General features: G+C 73.5%; 16 protein-coding genes. 5 read left to right on the top strand and 11 right to left on the bottom strand.

Annotated features, from left to right (window positions below; all coding sequences use genetic code 11):
* Nucleotides 1-20 precede the first annotated feature (20 nt).
* Complete coding sequence (locus ACZ56V_RS17420) at nt 21-419, bottom strand: DUF5997 family protein (RefSeq protein WP_398911928.1); 399 nt, start codon at nt 417-419, stop codon at nt 21-23.
* A gap of 58 nt (nt 420-477) precedes the next feature.
* On the opposite strand from ACZ56V_RS17420, the gene ACZ56V_RS17415 reads away from it, so the two are divergent.
* Nucleotides 478-1,314 carry a LysR substrate-binding domain-containing protein gene (locus tag ACZ56V_RS17415; protein ID WP_468943148.1) on the top strand — a complete coding sequence of 279 codons (837 nt, stop codon included), beginning with the start codon at nt 478-480 and terminating at the stop codon, nt 1,312-1,314.
* A gap of 34 nt (nt 1,315-1,348) precedes the next feature.
* Here ACZ56V_RS17415 and ACZ56V_RS17410 read toward each other — a convergent pair whose 3' ends face one another.
* The 3 genes from ACZ56V_RS17410 to ACZ56V_RS17400 form a co-directional block, all read right to left on the bottom strand.
* Nucleotides 1,349-2,089 (bottom strand): DUF4142 domain-containing protein, encoded by a 741-nt coding sequence (locus ACZ56V_RS17410; RefSeq protein WP_104636249.1) that lies wholly within the window; start codon nt 2,087-2,089, stop codon nt 1,349-1,351.
* Nucleotides 2,090-2,201: 112 nt separating this feature from the next.
* Nucleotides 2,202-2,897, bottom strand: coding sequence for an HAD family hydrolase (locus ACZ56V_RS17405; RefSeq protein ID WP_468943501.1), 696 nt, complete (start codon nt 2,895-2,897; stop codon nt 2,202-2,204).
* 29 nt (nt 2,898-2,926) lie between these two features.
* Nucleotides 2,927-3,403 (bottom strand): Lrp/AsnC family transcriptional regulator, encoded by a 477-nt coding sequence (locus tag ACZ56V_RS17400; RefSeq protein WP_059297488.1) that lies wholly within the window; start codon nt 3,401-3,403, stop codon nt 2,927-2,929.
* A 218-nt stretch (nt 3,404-3,621) separates the two neighbouring features.
* Here ACZ56V_RS17400 and ACZ56V_RS17395 point away from each other — a divergent pair, with 218 nt between their 5' ends.
* Together ACZ56V_RS17395 and ACZ56V_RS17390 are read left to right on the top strand one after the other, a co-directional pair.
* Complete coding sequence (locus ACZ56V_RS17395) at nt 3,622-5,112, top strand: FUSC family protein (protein WP_468943144.1); 1,491 nt, start codon at nt 3,622-3,624, stop codon at nt 5,110-5,112.
* Nucleotides 5,113-5,249: 137 nt separating this feature from the next.
* Nucleotides 5,250-6,290: a lactonase family protein gene (locus ACZ56V_RS17390; protein WP_398911925.1), complete on the top strand. Its 1,041-nt coding sequence runs from the start codon at nt 5,250-5,252 to the stop codon at nt 6,288-6,290.
* A 297-nt stretch (nt 6,291-6,587) separates the two neighbouring features.
* On the opposite strand, the gene ACZ56V_RS17385 is transcribed toward ACZ56V_RS17390, so the two are convergent.
* From ACZ56V_RS17385 to ACZ56V_RS17365, 5 genes are all read right to left on the bottom strand, one after another.
* Nucleotides 6,588-7,514 (bottom strand): sirohydrochlorin chelatase, encoded by a 927-nt coding sequence (locus ACZ56V_RS17385; protein WP_398911924.1) that lies wholly within the window; start codon nt 7,512-7,514, stop codon nt 6,588-6,590.
* A 138-nt stretch (nt 7,515-7,652) separates the two neighbouring features.
* Complete coding sequence (locus ACZ56V_RS17380; protein WP_468943142.1) at nt 7,653-8,639, bottom strand: N-acetylglucosamine kinase; 987 nt, start codon at nt 8,637-8,639, stop codon at nt 7,653-7,655.
* Complete coding sequence (locus tag ACZ56V_RS17375; RefSeq protein ID WP_468943140.1) at nt 8,636-9,313, bottom strand: uracil-DNA glycosylase; 678 nt, start codon at nt 9,311-9,313, stop codon at nt 8,636-8,638. The genes ACZ56V_RS17380 and ACZ56V_RS17375 overlap by 4 nt, the downstream gene beginning before the upstream one ends.
* A 70-nt stretch (nt 9,314-9,383) precedes the next feature.
* Complete coding sequence (locus ACZ56V_RS17370; protein WP_468943137.1) at nt 9,384-10,538, bottom strand: WD40/YVTN/BNR-like repeat-containing protein; 1,155 nt, start codon at nt 10,536-10,538, stop codon at nt 9,384-9,386.
* An 81-nt stretch (nt 10,539-10,619) separates the two neighbouring features.
* Nucleotides 10,620-12,323, bottom strand: coding sequence for a DNA alkylation response protein (locus tag ACZ56V_RS17365; protein ID WP_468943134.1), 1,704 nt, complete (start codon nt 12,321-12,323; stop codon nt 10,620-10,622).
* A gap of 102 nt (nt 12,324-12,425) precedes the next feature.
* Between ACZ56V_RS17365 and ACZ56V_RS17360 the strand changes: the two genes are divergently transcribed.
* Nucleotides 12,426-13,178 carry a PaaX family transcriptional regulator C-terminal domain-containing protein gene (locus tag ACZ56V_RS17360; RefSeq protein ID WP_467381526.1) on the top strand — a complete coding sequence of 251 codons (753 nt, stop codon included), beginning with the start codon at nt 12,426-12,428 and terminating at the stop codon, nt 13,176-13,178.
* A gap of 4 nt (nt 13,179-13,182) precedes the next feature.
* Here ACZ56V_RS17360 and ACZ56V_RS17355 read toward each other — a convergent pair whose 3' ends face one another.
* Nucleotides 13,183-13,986, bottom strand: a complete 804-nt coding sequence (locus ACZ56V_RS17355; protein WP_467381312.1) for a pectate lyase — start codon at nt 13,984-13,986, stop codon at nt 13,183-13,185.
* Nucleotides 13,987-14,327: 341 nt separating this feature from the next.
* Between ACZ56V_RS17355 and ACZ56V_RS17350 the strand changes: the two genes are divergently transcribed.
* Complete coding sequence (locus ACZ56V_RS17350) at nt 14,328-14,783, top strand: DUF6214 family protein (protein WP_398911897.1); 456 nt, start codon at nt 14,328-14,330, stop codon at nt 14,781-14,783.
* Nucleotides 14,784-14,825: 42 nt separating this feature from the next.
* Here ACZ56V_RS17350 and ACZ56V_RS17345 read toward each other — a convergent pair whose 3' ends face one another.
* Nucleotides 14,826-15,482 (bottom strand): DUF305 domain-containing protein, encoded by a 657-nt coding sequence (locus tag ACZ56V_RS17345; RefSeq protein ID WP_398911896.1) that lies wholly within the window; start codon nt 15,480-15,482, stop codon nt 14,826-14,828.
* Between the last annotated feature and the right edge of the window lie 25 nt (nt 15,483-15,507).

Below are 15,507 nucleotides of genomic sequence, written 5' to 3'. Positions count from 1 at the left end.
GCCACCGGTCGGGCGGTCGGTCAGTCGCGCTCGGCGCGCTCCGCCCGCTCGGCGTGCAGCTTCTTCACCCGGGCCGCTTCCTTGCGCACATCGGCCTGGACCGCCTGCTCCCGCTCCAGCCACTCCGGGCGCTCCTGCTTCAGCGCGTCGATCTGCTCCGTGGTGAGCGGCTCGGTGACGCCGCCCCGGTGCAGCCCCGCGATGGAGACGCCCAGCTTGGCCGCGACCACCGGCCGCGGGTGCGGACCGTCGCGCCGCAGCTCGCGCAGCCACTCCGGCGGGTCGGCCTGGAGCGCGTTCAGCTCGGCGCGCGTGACGACGCCCTCCCGGAACTCGGCGGGTGTGGCTTCGAGGTACACACCCAGCTTCTTCGCCGCGGTCGCGGGCTTCATGGTCTGGGTGTTCTGGTGCGACGTCATACGGTCAAGGGTATCGATCGTGTGAGCGGCTCCCGACCACGCCCGGTAACCTGGCCGGGTGACAGGCTCGGAAGCTCCCCCCTCGTTCCGGCTCGCGTACGTCCCGGGGGTGACGCCCGACAAATGGGTGCGCATCTGGAACGAGCGGCTGCCGGACGTCCCCCTCGCCCTGACCCAGGTGCCCGCCGCGGAAGCGGGCGACGTCCTGCTCGGCCGTGACGCCGACGCCGGACTCGTACGGCTGCCCGTCGACCGTACGGCGCTCAGCGCCATCCCCCTCTACACCGAGACCACGGTCGTGCTGATCCCCAGGGACCATCTCGTCACCGCGGCCGACGAGGTGACCGTCGAGGACCTCGCCGACGAGATCGTGCTGCACCCCCTGGACGACGTCCTCGACTGGGAGCGGCTGCCGGGCAGGCCCGCCCTGGAGCGCCCCGCCACCACCGCGGACGCCGTCGAACTGGTGGCGGCCGGGATCGGTGTGCTGCTCGTGCCCCTGTCGCTGGCTCGCCTGCACCACCGCAAGGACCTCACGTACCGCACGGTCACGGACGCTCCCGGATCGGGCGTGGCCCTGTCCTGGCCCGAGGACGCGCACACGGACCGCGTCGAGGACTTCATCGGCATCGTCCGGGGCCGGACCGTCAACAGCACCCGGGGCCGGCAGCCCGAAGCGGCGCGCGCGAAGGGCGGAAGCGCCGAAGCGACGGCCCCCGCCCGTCGCAAACCGGCGGCCGGGAAGACGGGCGGCAAGCCGGGCGGCGCCACGGGCGGCAAGGCCGGCGGGAAGCAGACCGGGGGTGCCCGGCGCGTTGCCGGAGGCGGTCACCGGGGCGCGGGCGGCGGCAAGGGCAAGGGCGGCGGACGCGGCGGCCGACCGCGTCAGCGCTGACCCCACCGGACTCGGACCCCCCGGACCCGACGCGTCAGCGGACCGTCGGACTCGGCGTCGGCGCGGAGGTGTTCACCTCCAGGCCCGGCGGCGCGGTGAGCGAGAGCACCGGCTCGCCTGGCTGCGGAGCCGGCGGCGTGAGCTGCACCTTGGGCAGGTTCGGCGGGGCGGTCTGCTGGAAGTTGACCTGGTCGAAGTTGACCAGGCCGGTCTTCTCCAGCACGGTGATGTGGTCCAGGACGGTGTCGTTGGCCTGGTCGGCGAGCTGCCGCACCAGGGAGTTCTTGGTGTTGGCGCGGATGTTGGCGATGGCCGGGAAGATCTGGCCGTGGGTGATCCGCATGATGTTGACCGCGGTGGTGTCGAACTGCTTGCCCGTGGTCCCGTCCACGGTCGACACGAACTGCTGCTGCTGCGGCGAGGCCAGGTTGGGCAGGGTGATGCCCAGCTCCGGCGCGATCCTGCGGCAGGTGGCGTCCAGCCGGGAGTGACCGACGACCAGGTGCTCACCGGCCTCCCGCATCTCCGGTGTCGTCCCCCGCTCCATGGCCATCAGCCCCAGCGGGTGCTCCCACAGCCCCGCGGCCCGCACCTTCACCACGAAGTCCCGGTCCTGTTCGGTGAGCGGCCCGTACCGCGTGTTGGTGACGACCCGGGCCTGGTCACTGCCCGCGTTCTGCACCCCGAGCATGGTCGGGTAGGCGAGTGCGGTGAGGGTGAGCACCAGGGCACCGGCCACGAAGGCGGTCCCTGCCGTGGTGCGCGTGATGCGCATCGTGCCTCCTGGGGCGAAGACAGGCTCGGACACCAGGGGGTACGGATACGGAACGCGATCTGATCACCGCCTCGGGCAAAACCTCGCGACCCGAGGCGTGCTCCCGGTCACCTCAGGAGGCGCGCGCCGTCCGCACGAGCCAGTCGTGCGCCGCCCGCGCCGTGAACTCCTCCTGGCCCCCGCGCACCAGCAGCCCGGCGGTGGCGAACTCCGGGGCGTCGGCCTGCGCCGCGACGTACGGGATCGCGATGCAGCGCATCCCGGCCGCGTACGCGGCGGCGGCACCGGGAGCGGCGTCCTCCAGGACCACGCAGCGGGCCGGTTCCGCCCCCAGCCGGCGGGCCGCCTCCAGGAAGACGTCGGGGGCGGGCTTGCCCCGCGCCACCTCGTCGGCCGAGACGACCGTGCGCAGATGCGCGTCCAGACCGGTGCGGCCCAGAATCGCCGCGATGGCCTCGGGCGACGAACCCGACGCCACCGCCATCGGTACGCCCTCGCCCGCCAGCAGTTCGACGAACTTCCGCATCTCGGGGTAGGCGCGGGCCGAGGTGCCGGCGAGCCCCAGGTAGTGGCGGTTCTTGACGGTGAGCAGTTCCTCGACCGTGGCCCGCAGCCCGTACCGTCGCTTCCAGTCGGCCACCGTCTCCCGGGTGCTGATGCCCACGTACGCCTCGTGGTCCGCCCAGGTGAAGTCGGGGACGCCGTACTCGGCGAGGGTGCGCCGGCCCGCTTCGTAGTAGTTCGGCTCGCTGTCCACGAGTGTTCCGTCGAGATCGAAGATGACCGAGATGCCGCCGAGCGGGCCCATGGTGCTCATGGCGTCCAGGATGCCAAGGATCACCTGCGGGCCGAGCGCCCGATCGACTCCACCAGCGGCAACAGCCGGTGCGGCACCCGCTCGCGCAGGGCCACCTCGCTGCGGGTGCGGACCACGCCGGGCAGGCTGATCAGCTTCTGCACCACGTCCTCCAGGTGCGCGTTGTCACGGGCCACGACCCGGGTCAGCAGGTCCCCGCCACCCGTGATGGAGAAGGCCTCGACGATCTCCGGCACCGCCGCCAGCGCCTCGCCCACCTCGTCCAGATGGCCCTGGGTGACCTCGATGTGCACGAACGCGAGCACCGGGTGGCCCAGCGCGGCGGGGGAGAGGGACGGGGCGGTACCGGTGATCACGCCGTCGCGCTCCAGGCGGTCCAGCCGGGCCTGGAGGGTGCCGCGGGCGATCCCGAGGAGGCGGGCGTACTCCCGCACGCTGGTGCGCGGCTGCTGGAGCAGCAGCCGCAGGATGCGGGTGTCGAGTTCGTCGACGGCCATCGCGGGTACGGCCCCCTCTCGTCGGCCATTGGCTCTCCGGTGGCCGCAGGCGTGCCCTGATCACTGTACCAATGGCCCACTCTGTCAGCGGCCTGTTGAGCCAGTGGTGGCAGAGATGCTCCTATAGAGAGGTCGATGGCGCTGCGGACCCCGCGGCGCCTTTTGCATGCGGTGACTTCCGGGCCGGTGGGCGTGAGTGAGCGAGGGGGCGGTAATCAGTGCTGAAGAAGGTGTTCGTGAGCCCGGACCCGGGACGGTCGCGCCTGCGGTTCGCCGCACGGGCCGTCCTCGGCATCGGGCTGGCCGTCGTGGTGTGCGGGCTGGCCGGTACCTCCCTGGTCGGCGCGATCATCGGCGGTCTCGCCGCCCTGCTCGCGCTGTTCACCGTCACCGACGCCACCGTGCGCGGCCAGGCCGTCACCACCGCGCTGCTGCCGGTCGCCGGGCTGCCCGTGCTCACCGCCGCCGCGGCGCTGCACGGCCTCCCCGTGGCCCGGGACCTCACCTTCCTCGCCGTCGTCGGAGCCGGTGTGTACGCGCGCCGCTGGGGCCCGCGCGGGCACAGCCTCGGTGTCTTCGCCTTCATGACCTTCTTCATCGCCCAGTTCCTGCACGTGACCACAGACCGGCTGCCCGAGATGTTCGCCGCCGTCCTGCTGTCCGTGGCCGCCGCCGCGGCGGTGCGGTTCGGCCTGTGGTGCTACGAGCGCCGACGGCCCGCGCCCGCCGTCCCCGCGCCGCCCGCCGGCACCGGGCTGGCCCGCATCACCACCCGGCAGGCCGTGCAGGCCACCGCGGGCGCCGGTTTCGCCCTGGTCGTGGGCCAGCTGGTGTCCGGCGACCGCTGGTACTGGGCCGTCGGCGCGACCTGGTGGGTCTTCGTCAACACCACCTCGCGCGGCGAGACACTGGTGCGCGGCTTCCGCCGGGTCCTCGGCACGGTCGTCGGCATCGGCCTGGGCTTCCTGATCGCCGTGCCGGTGGCCGGGTCCCCGCTGCCCACCGCCGTGCTGGCCGCCGCCTGCGTCTTCGGCATCTTCTACACCGCCGCGGTCTCCTACACCTGGATGATGCTCTGCGTGACCCTGCTCGCTGAGCTGCTCTACGGCCTCCTGGGCGTCCTCAGCCCCGGCCTGCTCGCCCTGCGGATCGCCGAGACCAGCGTGGGCGCGCTCGGCGCCGCGCTCGCCGTGCTCTTCGTCCTGCCCGTCACCACGCACGCCGTCACCGACGTCTGGATCCAGCGCGCCCTGCGTTGCGTGCACGCCTGCACCGCGGAGGCCGCCGCCCGCCTCGCCGGGACCGAGGGCGCCGACCCGGCGCCCCGCGTGGCGGAACTGGAGCAGCTGTTGGCCCGGGTGCGGCTGTCGGTCGCCCCGCTGGTGCACCCGCTGAGCCCGATGCACGGCCGCAGGCGGCGGGCCCGCCGGGTCCTCGGCCTGCTCGACGACTGCGCCCGGGAGATCCGCGGCCTGGTCGCCGTCGCCGCCGACCCCGAAGCGTCGCACGACGCCCGGCTGGCCGCCGCCTGCTGGCGTGTCGAGGCCGCGGTCGAGGCACTCACCGGCGGGGGCGCCGTCCCGGCCCGCGCGGGCGGCCCCCGCGCCGCCGAACCCGCGCTGGCCCACCTGCATGACCTGGAACACGCCCTCGTCGAACTCGCCGCCCCACTGCGCAACCCCTCCGGTTCACGTCTGGCCGGTGCCTGACCCGTCTCACCGGGCCGTCCCCGCTGCACCCGTTTGGTCTAGACCGCAAGTGATCGACTGCTACCGTCGCTCCGGGGCGGACGATCAGGGTCGGCACTCCAGGCGACGCAGCACGAAGCGGGACGAGAGGGGCAGCGGTGACGGACGGCGGCAGGCGGCAGCGGCGGGCATACATCGGGTCGTTCACGGCGGCCGGCGGTCCCGGGATCCTGACGGCGACCGTCGCGCCCGACAACGGCGCCCTCACGGTCGTGAGCGGCACGGACGGGCTGGCCGACCCCTCCTACCTGGCCCTGGCGCCCGACGGGGACACGCTCTACGCCGTCAGCGAGACGGCCGAGGGCGCGGTGGCCGCCTACCGGGTGAGCGGGGACAGGCCCGAGCCCACCGGGCGGCCGGTGCCCGTCGAGGGCGACGGACCGACCCACCTCAGCCTGTACGCCGGGCACGTGCTGACCGCCAACTACGGCTCCGGCACCGTCACCGCCGTACCGGTCCGCCCCGACGGCACCCTCGCCCGCTCCGCGTCCGGCGTCCTGCGGCACACCGGCTCCGGCCCGCACGCCCAGCGGCAGCAGGGGCCGCACGCCCACCAGGTGCGGCCCGATCCCAGCGGGCGGTGGGCCGTCAGCGTGGACCTCGGCACCGACTCCGTGCGGGTCTGCACCCTCGCGGACGGTGTCCCCGCCGTGCACCGGGAGATCGCGCTGCGCCCCGGCTCGGGGCCGCGGCACCTGGTCTTCCACCCGGACGGCTCGCACGCCTACGTCGTCAACGAACTGGTCCCCACCGTCACCGTCTGCCGCTGGGACGCCGCCGACGGCGCGCTCAAGCCCCTCACCGAGGTGCCGGTGCTGCCGGGGGCCCCGGCGGGCGACGCCTACCCGTCCGGCATCGCCGTCTCGCCCGACGGCCGCTTCGTGTGGACCGCCACCCGCGGGGAGGACGTCCTGTCCGTGCTCGTCGTGGAGCCGGACGGACTGCGGCTGTCCGCCACCGTGCCCTGCGGCGGACACTGGCCCCGCGACATCACCGTGTCGGACGGCTTCCTGTACGCGGCCAACGAGCGCTCCGGAGACGTGACCTGGTTCGCCCTGGACCCGGCCACCGGCATCCCCCGCCGCACCGGCTCCCTCGCGGTCCCAGCAGCCTCCTGCGTCATCTTCGCCCCCGCGTAGCGGGCGGGCAGTCGTGCCTCCCCCAGTGCCTGAACGGCCTGGGAGGTACCCCCAGGCGGCACGGGTGGGCGGTGGGGGTACCTCCCGCTCATGGGGGTCCCCCCGCGCGAGCGCAGCCGAGCGTGGGGGAGAAGCCGAGAGTGGGGGAGGCACCCCGCAACGCCGGGCAACGCGTCACACTCCGCGCAGGGCGCCATCCCGGCCAACGGCTCCGCACCCGGCCACGCCGAAGGGGCCCGCTCCTCACCCGGAGCGGGCCCCTTCACACACGCCGAAATGCGCGAGCGCACGCGCACCTCACCGAACCGGCGCCCCCTGCGCCTGCTGCGGCGAGATGCCCAGCGCCGTCGTGTACTTGGCCAGCGCCAGCTTGCCGATCGCCGGGTACGGACCGAGCGGCTCGGCGGTGGAGCAGCCCGCCTCCTTGGCCGCCTCCTCCAGCACGGAGGCATCGATCTCCGGGCCGATCAGATACGGCGCCAGCGCCAGCTGCTGGGAGCCGGAGGAACGCAGCTGCTCGGCCACGGCCGCGATCGAGCCCTCCTCGTCCAGCGCCGCCGCGATCACCGGCACGGCCAGGCGCGCGGCGAGCAGCATGCCGGTGATCCCGGCCGCCTGGACGGCCTCGTCACCGCCGACGGAGGCCAGGATGATGCCGTCCGCGGCGGTCGCCACGGTGAACAGGCGGGCACGGTCGGCACGGGCGAGACCGGCCTCCGAGAGCCGCACGTGCAGGGCCTCGGCCAGCAGCGGGTGCGGTCCGAGCACGTCGGTCAGCTCGGCCGCGATCTTGCTGTCCATCACGGCCTGACGGATCCGGCGCAGCAGCGCGTTGTCCGGCCCGGCGAGCAGCGGCACGACGACCGCGACGGGGCCCTCGGGCTCCTGCACGTCCAGGCCGGCGGCGCGCGCCTGCTCGAAGCGGGCGGTGCGCTCCTCGGCGGCCCGGACGAGGACGGTGGTCAAGGAGGGGAACTCGGCGTCGTCGTCCCCGTCGAGGTGGCCGATCCGGGCGTCGAGCCCGGGCAGCTCGGAACGGGCGATGCTGATGACCTCGTCGGCGAGGCTTCGGGTGGCGCTACTGGGCGTCCCCGGCACCGCGAGGACGAGCGCCGGCGCGCCCTCGGGAGCCACCAGTGGTTCGGGACGGCGGTGCCGTCCGGGCTGGCGGGGGCGCGGCATTCGTACTGGCAGGCCGGACGCGGGCCCAGTGGGGGAGCTCATGGCGCCGCATGTTACTGGTTTCCGGGGTTTCCCTGTTCGGGGAGGGTGCAGGTGAGCGGTATCCGTCCGGTTTTGTCTGATGAGTGATGTACGGATCGGCCGACATCGGCATGATTCACCTCGCCGGCGGACCACTTCTCAGCCGTCCGGCACGGTCGTCACCCACAGCATCCTGTCGTCACTCGGAAGGGTGAGCGAGCCGGTCGCCAGGCCGGTCGCGATCCGGACCGCGCCGTCCAGCGGATCACCCTCCGCGGTCGTCCGCCGCGCCTGCGGCAGCCGCTTCGTCAGCTCCTCTCCCAGCGGTGCGAGGAGCGGATCGCCCAGCCGCCGCAGCCCGCCGGTGACGGCGACGAGGGGCTCACCTCCGGCCGGGCAGACCGCGGCGGCCGAGTCGGCCAGGTGCCGGGCGGCGGCCCGCAGGATCTCCGCCGCGACGGGGTCGGCGGCCGCACACGCCGCCACCTCCGGTGCGAAGGAGGCCAGGACGGCCGGACGGTCGGACCGCGGATACAGCTGCCCGGGCAGTCCCGCCGCCGGGCCGAAACGCTCCTCGGCGCGGGCCAGCAGCGGTGCGGAGCCGCCCTCCCGGCCGTCGTGGGCGCGCAGCGCCGCCTCCAGGCCCGCCCGCCCGATCCAGGCGCCGCCGCCGCAGTCGCCCAGCAGATGCCCCCAGCCGTCCGCCCGGCGCCAGCGCGACAGGTCGGTGCCCACGGCGATCAGTCCGGTACCGGCGGCCACCACCGCCCCGGCCCGCGGACCGAGCGCGCCCACGTACGCGGTCACGGCGTCGGCGGCCAGGGCGACCGTCCGCACGCCCAGCTCCCGGGCCAGCGCGTTCGGCAGTTCGGCGCGCAGCGCGTCACCCAGCGTGGCCAGCCCGGCGGCCCCGAGAACGGCGGTGCCGAGCCGGGTGACGCCGGTTTCGGCGGCCAACGCCCTGGCCATGGGAAGCAGTTGCCCCATGAGGTGCCCCGGGTCGATCCCGCGCGCACCGGTGCGGACGGGCTCCCGCGAGACACGCCGCCCGAGCGGGCCGTGTCCGCCGCCGTCCTCGCCGAGGGCGCCGACGGCGACGCGCAGCCCCGAGCCGCCGGAGTCCACGGCCAGGAAGCCGGTCCTCACGGCAGGCGCCAGTCGACCGGCTGACCTCCCAGGCGCATCAGCAGGTCGTTGGCCCGGCTGAACGGACGGGAGCCGAAGAAGCCCCGGTCGGCCGACATCGGGGACGGGTGCGCCGACTCGATGGCCGGCAGGTCGCCGAGCAGCGGCCGCAGATTGCGGGCGTCGCGGCCCCAGAGGATGGACACCATCGGCTTGCCGCGCGCCGCGAGCGCCCGTATCGCCTGCTCGGTGACCTCTTCCCAGCCCTTGCCGCGGTGGGCCGCGGGCTTGCGCGGGGCCGTGGTGAGCGCCCTGTTGAGCAGCAGCACGCCCTGCTGTGTCCAGGGCGTCAGATCCCCGTTGGAGGGCTGGGGGAGATTCAGGTCGGTGTTCAGCTCCCGGAAGATGTTGAGGAGGCTGCCGGGCAGCGGGCGTACCTCGGGCGCGACGGAGAACGACAGTCCGACGGCGTGTCCCGGAGTGGGGTAGGGGTCCTGTCCGACGATCAGGACCCGTACGTCGTCGAAGGGTTGTTGGAAGGCCCGCAGGACGTTCGCCCCCGCCGGGAGGTAGGTGCGTCCGGCGGCGATCTCCGCGCGCAGGAACTCACCCATCGAGGTGATCCGCCCGGCGACGGGTTCCAGGGCCTTCGCCCAGCCCGCTTCGACGATTTCGTTCAAGGGTCGTGGTGCCACGGGCGTCACCCTACTGCCGTACGGGTGACGCCGATCAACCGGTGGCCAAGGCCGGTCCCCCCGGTCCGGTTCATCCGACGACCGCGGCCCGCACGCACAGCACGTCCGGCAGGTGGGAGGCCAACTGCCGCCAGCTGTCGCCGTCGTCGGCCGACGCGAACACCTCGCCGTTGCGGTTGCCGAAGTACACGCCCGCCCGGTCCGCGTCGTCGGTGGACAGCGCGTCGCGCAGCACCGTGCCGTAGTGGTCCTCCTGGGGCAGGCCCGCCGAGAGCGGCTCCCAGCTCTTGCCCGCGTCCGAGGTGCGGAAGACCCGGCACCGGTGGTCCGCGGGCACCCGGTCGGCGTCGGCGTTGATCGGGAAGACGTACGCCGTGTCGCCGCGGTGCGGGTGGGCGGCCACCGCGAAACCGAACGTGGAGGGCAGGCCCTCGCCGATGTCCGTCCAGTGGGCGCCCGCGTCGTCGCTGCGGTACACCCCCCAGTGGTTCTGGAGGTACAGGCGGTCCGGGGTGGCCGCGTCCCGCGCGACCTTGTGCACGCACTGGCCGAACTCCGGGTCGGGATCCGGCAGGAAGACGGCGGAGACGCCCGAGTTCGACGGCGTCCAGCTCGCGCCGCCGTCGGCGGTGCGGAACACGCCCGCGGTCGACACGGCGACCGTCACCGACCCGGGGTCGCGCCGGTCGGTGAGGACGGTGTGCAGCCCCTCACCGCCACCGCCCGGCACCCACTTCGACCGTGTGGGGTGCTCCCACAGCGGGCGGACCAGCTCGAAGCTCTCGCCGCGGTCCTCCGAGCGGTACAGCGCCGCCGGTTCCGTGCCCGCGTACACCACGTCCGGCTCGGCGGCCGCCGGGTGCAGCTGCCACACCCGCTCCAGGGAGGCGCCGGTGTCCTTGGGGAACTTGACGGCGGGCGCGGCCGGTTCGGTCCAGGTCCGGCCCAGGTCGTCGGAGTGGAACACCGACGGCCCCCAGTGCGCGCTGTCCCCGCCGACCAGCAGCCGCGGGGTGTCGCCGCGGGTGTCGAGGGCGACCGAGTAGACCGCCTGTGCGTTGAAGTGGGGACTCTCGTCGAACTCCCAGGTGCCACCCCGTCGGCGCCCGATGAACAGGCCCTTGCGGGTGCCCACGGCGAGCAGTACCTCGGTCATGCCGATCACCTCCGCGGCGTCCTCGTCGACGCCTTCGTCTCGGACACGGGCCAGTCTGCACCCAGCCACTGACAGTCACCCCTGGAAAGGGTGTCGCCCCAGGTCAGACGGTGGTGTCGGGCCCGCTCGGGGGGTCTCGGCGCCGACCGCTCAGCTCTCGCCCGGCAGGGCCCGGTCCAGGATCCCGTCGAGGTCGGCCGTGGCCGGCAGCGTGCCGAAGGCGTGCCCCCAGTCGCCGCCCAGCCGGGTCGCGCAGAAGGCGTCGGCGACGGCCTGCGGGGCGTGCCGGACCAGGAGGGAGGCCTGGAGGGTGAGGGCCATCAGCTCCACCAGGCGGCGGGCGCCGGTCTCGGACGCCTCGCCGAGCCCCGCCCGGAGCCGGGCCACGGCCGCGTCGAGCCGGGTGTCCGCCCCGCGCGCCAGGGCCAGTTCCTCGAAGAGGGCGTGTGCGGACGCGGGGGAGCGGCCGAGGGCCCGCAGCACGTCGAGGGCGTTGACGTTGCCCGACCCCTCCCAGATCGACAGCAGCGGCGCCTCGCGGTAGTGGCGCGGCATGCCCGACTCCTCCACGTAGCCGTTGCCGCCCAGGCACTCCAGGGCCTCCGCGGTGAACGCCGGACCCCGCTTGGTCACCCAGTACTTGCCGACGGCGGTGGCGATCCGCCGGAACGCCGCCTCCCCCCGGTCCCCGCGCACGGCACGGTCGGCCGCGCCGGCCAGCCGCAGGGTGAGCGTCGTCGCGGCCTCGGACTCCAGCGCGAGGTCGGCCAGGACGTTGCGCATCAACGGCTGGTCCACCAGCCGGGCGCCGAACGCGCTGCGGTGCCGCACGTGGTGACCGGCCTCGACGAAGGTCTTGCGCATCAGCGTCGCCGAGGCCATCACGCAGTCCAGCCGGGTGCAGTTGACCATCTCGATGATCGTCTTGACGCCCTGCCCCTCGGGCCCGACCAGCCAGGCCACCGTTCCGTCGAACTCTGGCTCCGAGGAGGCGTTGGAACGGTTGCCGAGCTTGTCCTTCAGGCGCTGGACGCGGAAGGTGTTGCGGGTGCCGTCGGGCAGCACGCGCGGCACCAGGAAACAGGACAGGCCCCCGGCCGCCTGCGCCAGCACCAGGAACACGTCGGACATCGGCGCCGACGTGAACCACTTGTGCCCGCGCAGCGTGTAGACCCCGGGTTCGGCGGTCGGACCGGCCGTCGTGGTGTTCGTCCGGACGTCCGAGCCGCCCTGCTTCTCGGTCATTCCCATGCCGGCCAGCAGACCGCGCTTGTCCGTGGGCGTCCGCAGCCCGGGTTCGTACTCCCGGGAGGTCAGCAGCGGCTCGTAGACCTCCGCCAGCTCCGGCTGGGCGCGCAGGGCCGGAACGGCCGCGTACGTCATCGAGGTCGGGCACCCGTGCCCCGCCTCCGTGTGGCCCCAGACCAGTCCGCCGGCGGTCCGCGCGACGTGCGCGCCCGGCCGCTCGTCGGCCCACGGCGCCCCGGCCAGGCCCTCGCCCACCGCCACCCGCATCAGGTGGTGCCAGCTCGGGTGGTACTCGACTTCGTCGACCCGGTTGCCGTACCGGTCGTGCGTGCGCAGTACGGGCTCGTGCCGGTTCGCGAGGTCGCCCCAGTCCTGCGCCTCGGCGCTGCCCGCCCGACGGCCCAGCCGCCGCAGGCCGTCCTCGGCCCACCCGGCGCCCTCCCGCCGCACACCCTCCAGCAGGACCGTGTCGTCGGACGCGTCGTAGGGGGCCAGGGGAGGGGGCTGGTTGGTGACCTCGTGCGTCGCGCGGCCCTCCGGACGGCCCCGGGGCTCCTCGGACGGCTCGTAGGACTCGTACGGCGGTTCCTGCGCGAGTGTCGTCATGAGTCGAGTGTTGCACTATTCCTGCGACCGCAGCAATAGTGCAACATCAGGGGCGCACGTACAGTACGTGCTCATGTGGACGAACGACACGCGCCCGCGCGGATGAGCGGTTCCGGGGCCACCGGTGGGCTCACCCTGCGTCCGCTGTCCGCGCGGTCGGTGGTCCTGAGCCTGCTGCTCGGCACACACCCCCCGGAACTGCCGGCGCGGGACCTGGTACGGCTCGTGGAGGGGTTCGACGTCGGCGCCTCCACCGCCCGCGCGGCGCTGAGCCGGATGGCCGCCGCCGGGGACCTGCGCCGCACGGACGCCGGGTACCGGCTCAGTGAGCGGCTGCTGGAGCGTCAGCGGCGCCAGGACGAGGCCCTGCGCCCGCGCACGCGCGCGTGGGACGGCGACTGGGAGACGCTCGTGATCACCGCGACGGGGCGCGGTCCCGCCGACCGTGCCGAACTGCGGACCGGGCTGACCGCCCTGCGCCTGGCCGAACTCCGTGAGGGCGTCTGGCTGCGCCCCGCCAACCTCGACCGCCCGCTGCCCGCGGCTCTCGACCGGGTGGCCGAGCGGCTCGTCTCACGCCCCGAGGCCCCGGCCCGCGAACTGGCCGCGCGCCTGTGGCCGCTGGGAGACTGGGCGGACACGGCACGGGCGCTGCTCGCCCACGTCGACCGGGCCGGGCGTCCGGCCGACCGCCTCACCGCCTTCGCGGCCGTCGTGCGTCACCTGCTCGCCGACCCGGTGCTGCCCGCGGAGCTGCTCCCGCCCGGCTGGCCGGGCACGGCCCTGCGGGACGCCTACGCGCGCTACCAGCGGGAGCAGTCCGGACAGGTCCGGGCGCACGGCACCCGGACCTGACGCGTCACTTGTAGGTGATGTCGGACGAGGAGTACTTGCAGTACGTGCCGTCGGCACCCGAGCCGTTCGAGTCCGGCTCGTCGCCGTCGTCGTTGCCGATGTACTTCTGGCACGGGACGATCTTCTTGCCGCTGTCCCCGACGATCGTGATGTTGCGCAGGGTCGCGCTGTCGCCGTAGTTGGTGTTGATGCCGGCGATCCTGCTGCCCTTCCAGTTCACCTCGATGCCGCTGAGGTTGATCGTCCGCTTGTACTGCGTCGAGCAGTTGCCGCACGAGCGGACGAAGGTGCCGAAGTTCTTGACGGCGAAGCCGGAGACGTTCAGGGTGCCGGCGCCGTTGAACTGGAAGACCTTGTCGCCGGCCTCCTTGGCACCGCCGCCCGAGACGGTGTAGACGTTCGACGACGAGGAGCCCCGGAAGGTCGCCGCGTCCTCGCCGACGTCCTCCCACCAGACGTTCTGGAGCGTGCAACTGCCCTTGCAGTGGACGCCGTCCGCCGCCGGGGCGCCGATGATCACGTTCTTGAGGACGGCGCCCGGGGCGAGTTCCAGGATCGGGCCCTGGTCCTCGTCCTGGCCGCCGGAGCCCAGGTCGCCGGTGCCGTACAGGCGCTTCATCCCGTAGTCCTTGGTGCCCGACACCGAGATGGTGGAGGAGACGCCTTGGCTGCCGTTGGGGGTCGGCCAGGTGGCGGCGTGCGCCGAGGAGGCTCCGGAGGTCATGAGCATGCCAACCGAGAGCCCGAGGGCGGCGAGCCCGCTGGTCACCGCGCGCCCTGGTGCGCGAAGGGGTTTCGCAACGGTCATGTTCTGATCCCTTCCAAAGGGAGTGGGGGTGGAACGGAACATGTACGTGAACGGTGCGTTTCATCATGACCGGAGTCATGAGTGCAGGGGTGCATTCGTAGAGAATCTCCGGCCCCGCATGCCCATGACGGTCATGCTCATGAACGGACCGTAGAGGGCAAGCGCTTTCTAGTCAACGCCTCGCGCGTGGTGCGCTCCGCTGACAGGGTGCCGCCCTCGGTGAACGAAGCGTGTTCTGTTCGTATGGAATGTGATCATTCGGTTACGTTGCGTATGTGCTCGAAGCATCCTTCGTTGATCGTTCTCTTCAGCTTTCCGACCGCTGTCCGGACGACGGTGAGATGTCCGTGCGGCACGCCTGGGTGGTGAGCGACGGCTCCACCACGACCTCGTGGTTCGACGTCCGGCTGACCTTCGCAGACGGCGCCCGGGTGGACGCGCTCGCCGTGCTGTGCGGTGAGGACGTGCGGGTCGAGGAAGTACGGGCCCGGCCGCCGCTGTCCCTCGACGACCTGGCCGTGCTCGCGGAGTGGCTGGAGAACCCCCTGTTCGAGGCCTGTGTCCCGGCCCCCGCCCGGCCCGCGCCGACCGCGTCGCGGCGGGCCCGGCCCCAGTGGCCGCGCGGCCGGGAGGGGCGCAGGCTCGTCGCCCAGGAGTACCGGACGGCCCGGGAGGAGGGTGGCGACCCGGTCCTCGCGGTGATGCGCGCGACCGGGCACAGCAGGCGCAGGTCGCTCAGGCTGATCGGCCAGGCCCGCGACGAGGGATTCCTGACGCCGCGTCGCGCACGCCGCTGAGGCACACCCGGGGGGCCGTCCCGCCGACGGTGCGCCGCGTCGTCACAGCATCGCGCGCATGCGGGAGATCTCGCTCGTCTGCTGGGCGACCACGTCGTCGGCCATCTCCTCGATCAGTACGTTGTTCCCCTCGGACTTCACGTCCGTGGCCATGCTGATCGCGCCCTCGTGGTGAGTGATCATCAGAGTGAGGAAGAGCTGGTCGAAGGCCTTGCCCTCGGCCGCGCGCAGCTTCTTCAGCTGCGCCTCGGTCGCCATGCCCGGCATCGCGGCGTGCTCGTGCCCGCCGCCCGTGACCTTCTCGCCGTGGGTCCCGAGCCAGCCCTCCATCGCCTTGATCTCCGGCCCCTGCGCGGCCGAGATCCGTTCCGCCAGCTTCTTGACCTGGCCGGACTCGGCGTGTTCCGGCGCCAGTTCGGTCATCTCCAGCGCCTGGGCGTGGTGCTGGATCATCATCCGCGCGTAGGAGACGTCCGCCGAGTTGGGGGAGTCGTCGTCCGCGCGCTGTTTCCCGGCGTCCTCGGCGGACAGGGTCCGGTTGCCCTCGCCCGGCTTGCCCGGCGCGATCACCGAGGGTCCGGCGGCGGCCGCCGAACCGCTGTCGGATCCGGAGTCGCAGGCCCCCAGTCCGAGCACGGCCAGTGCGGTCAGCGAGGCCGTGACGAGTGACGCGCTGGACATCGCGGGGCGAAAGGACACAACGACCTCCTGTTGCTGGGATGCC

The sequence above is a fragment of the Streptomyces sp. NPDC034099 genome, assembly GCF_055575415.1.
Note: the sequence above shows the minus strand (reverse complement) of the source record. Positions and strands in the feature narration are given on the sequence as shown.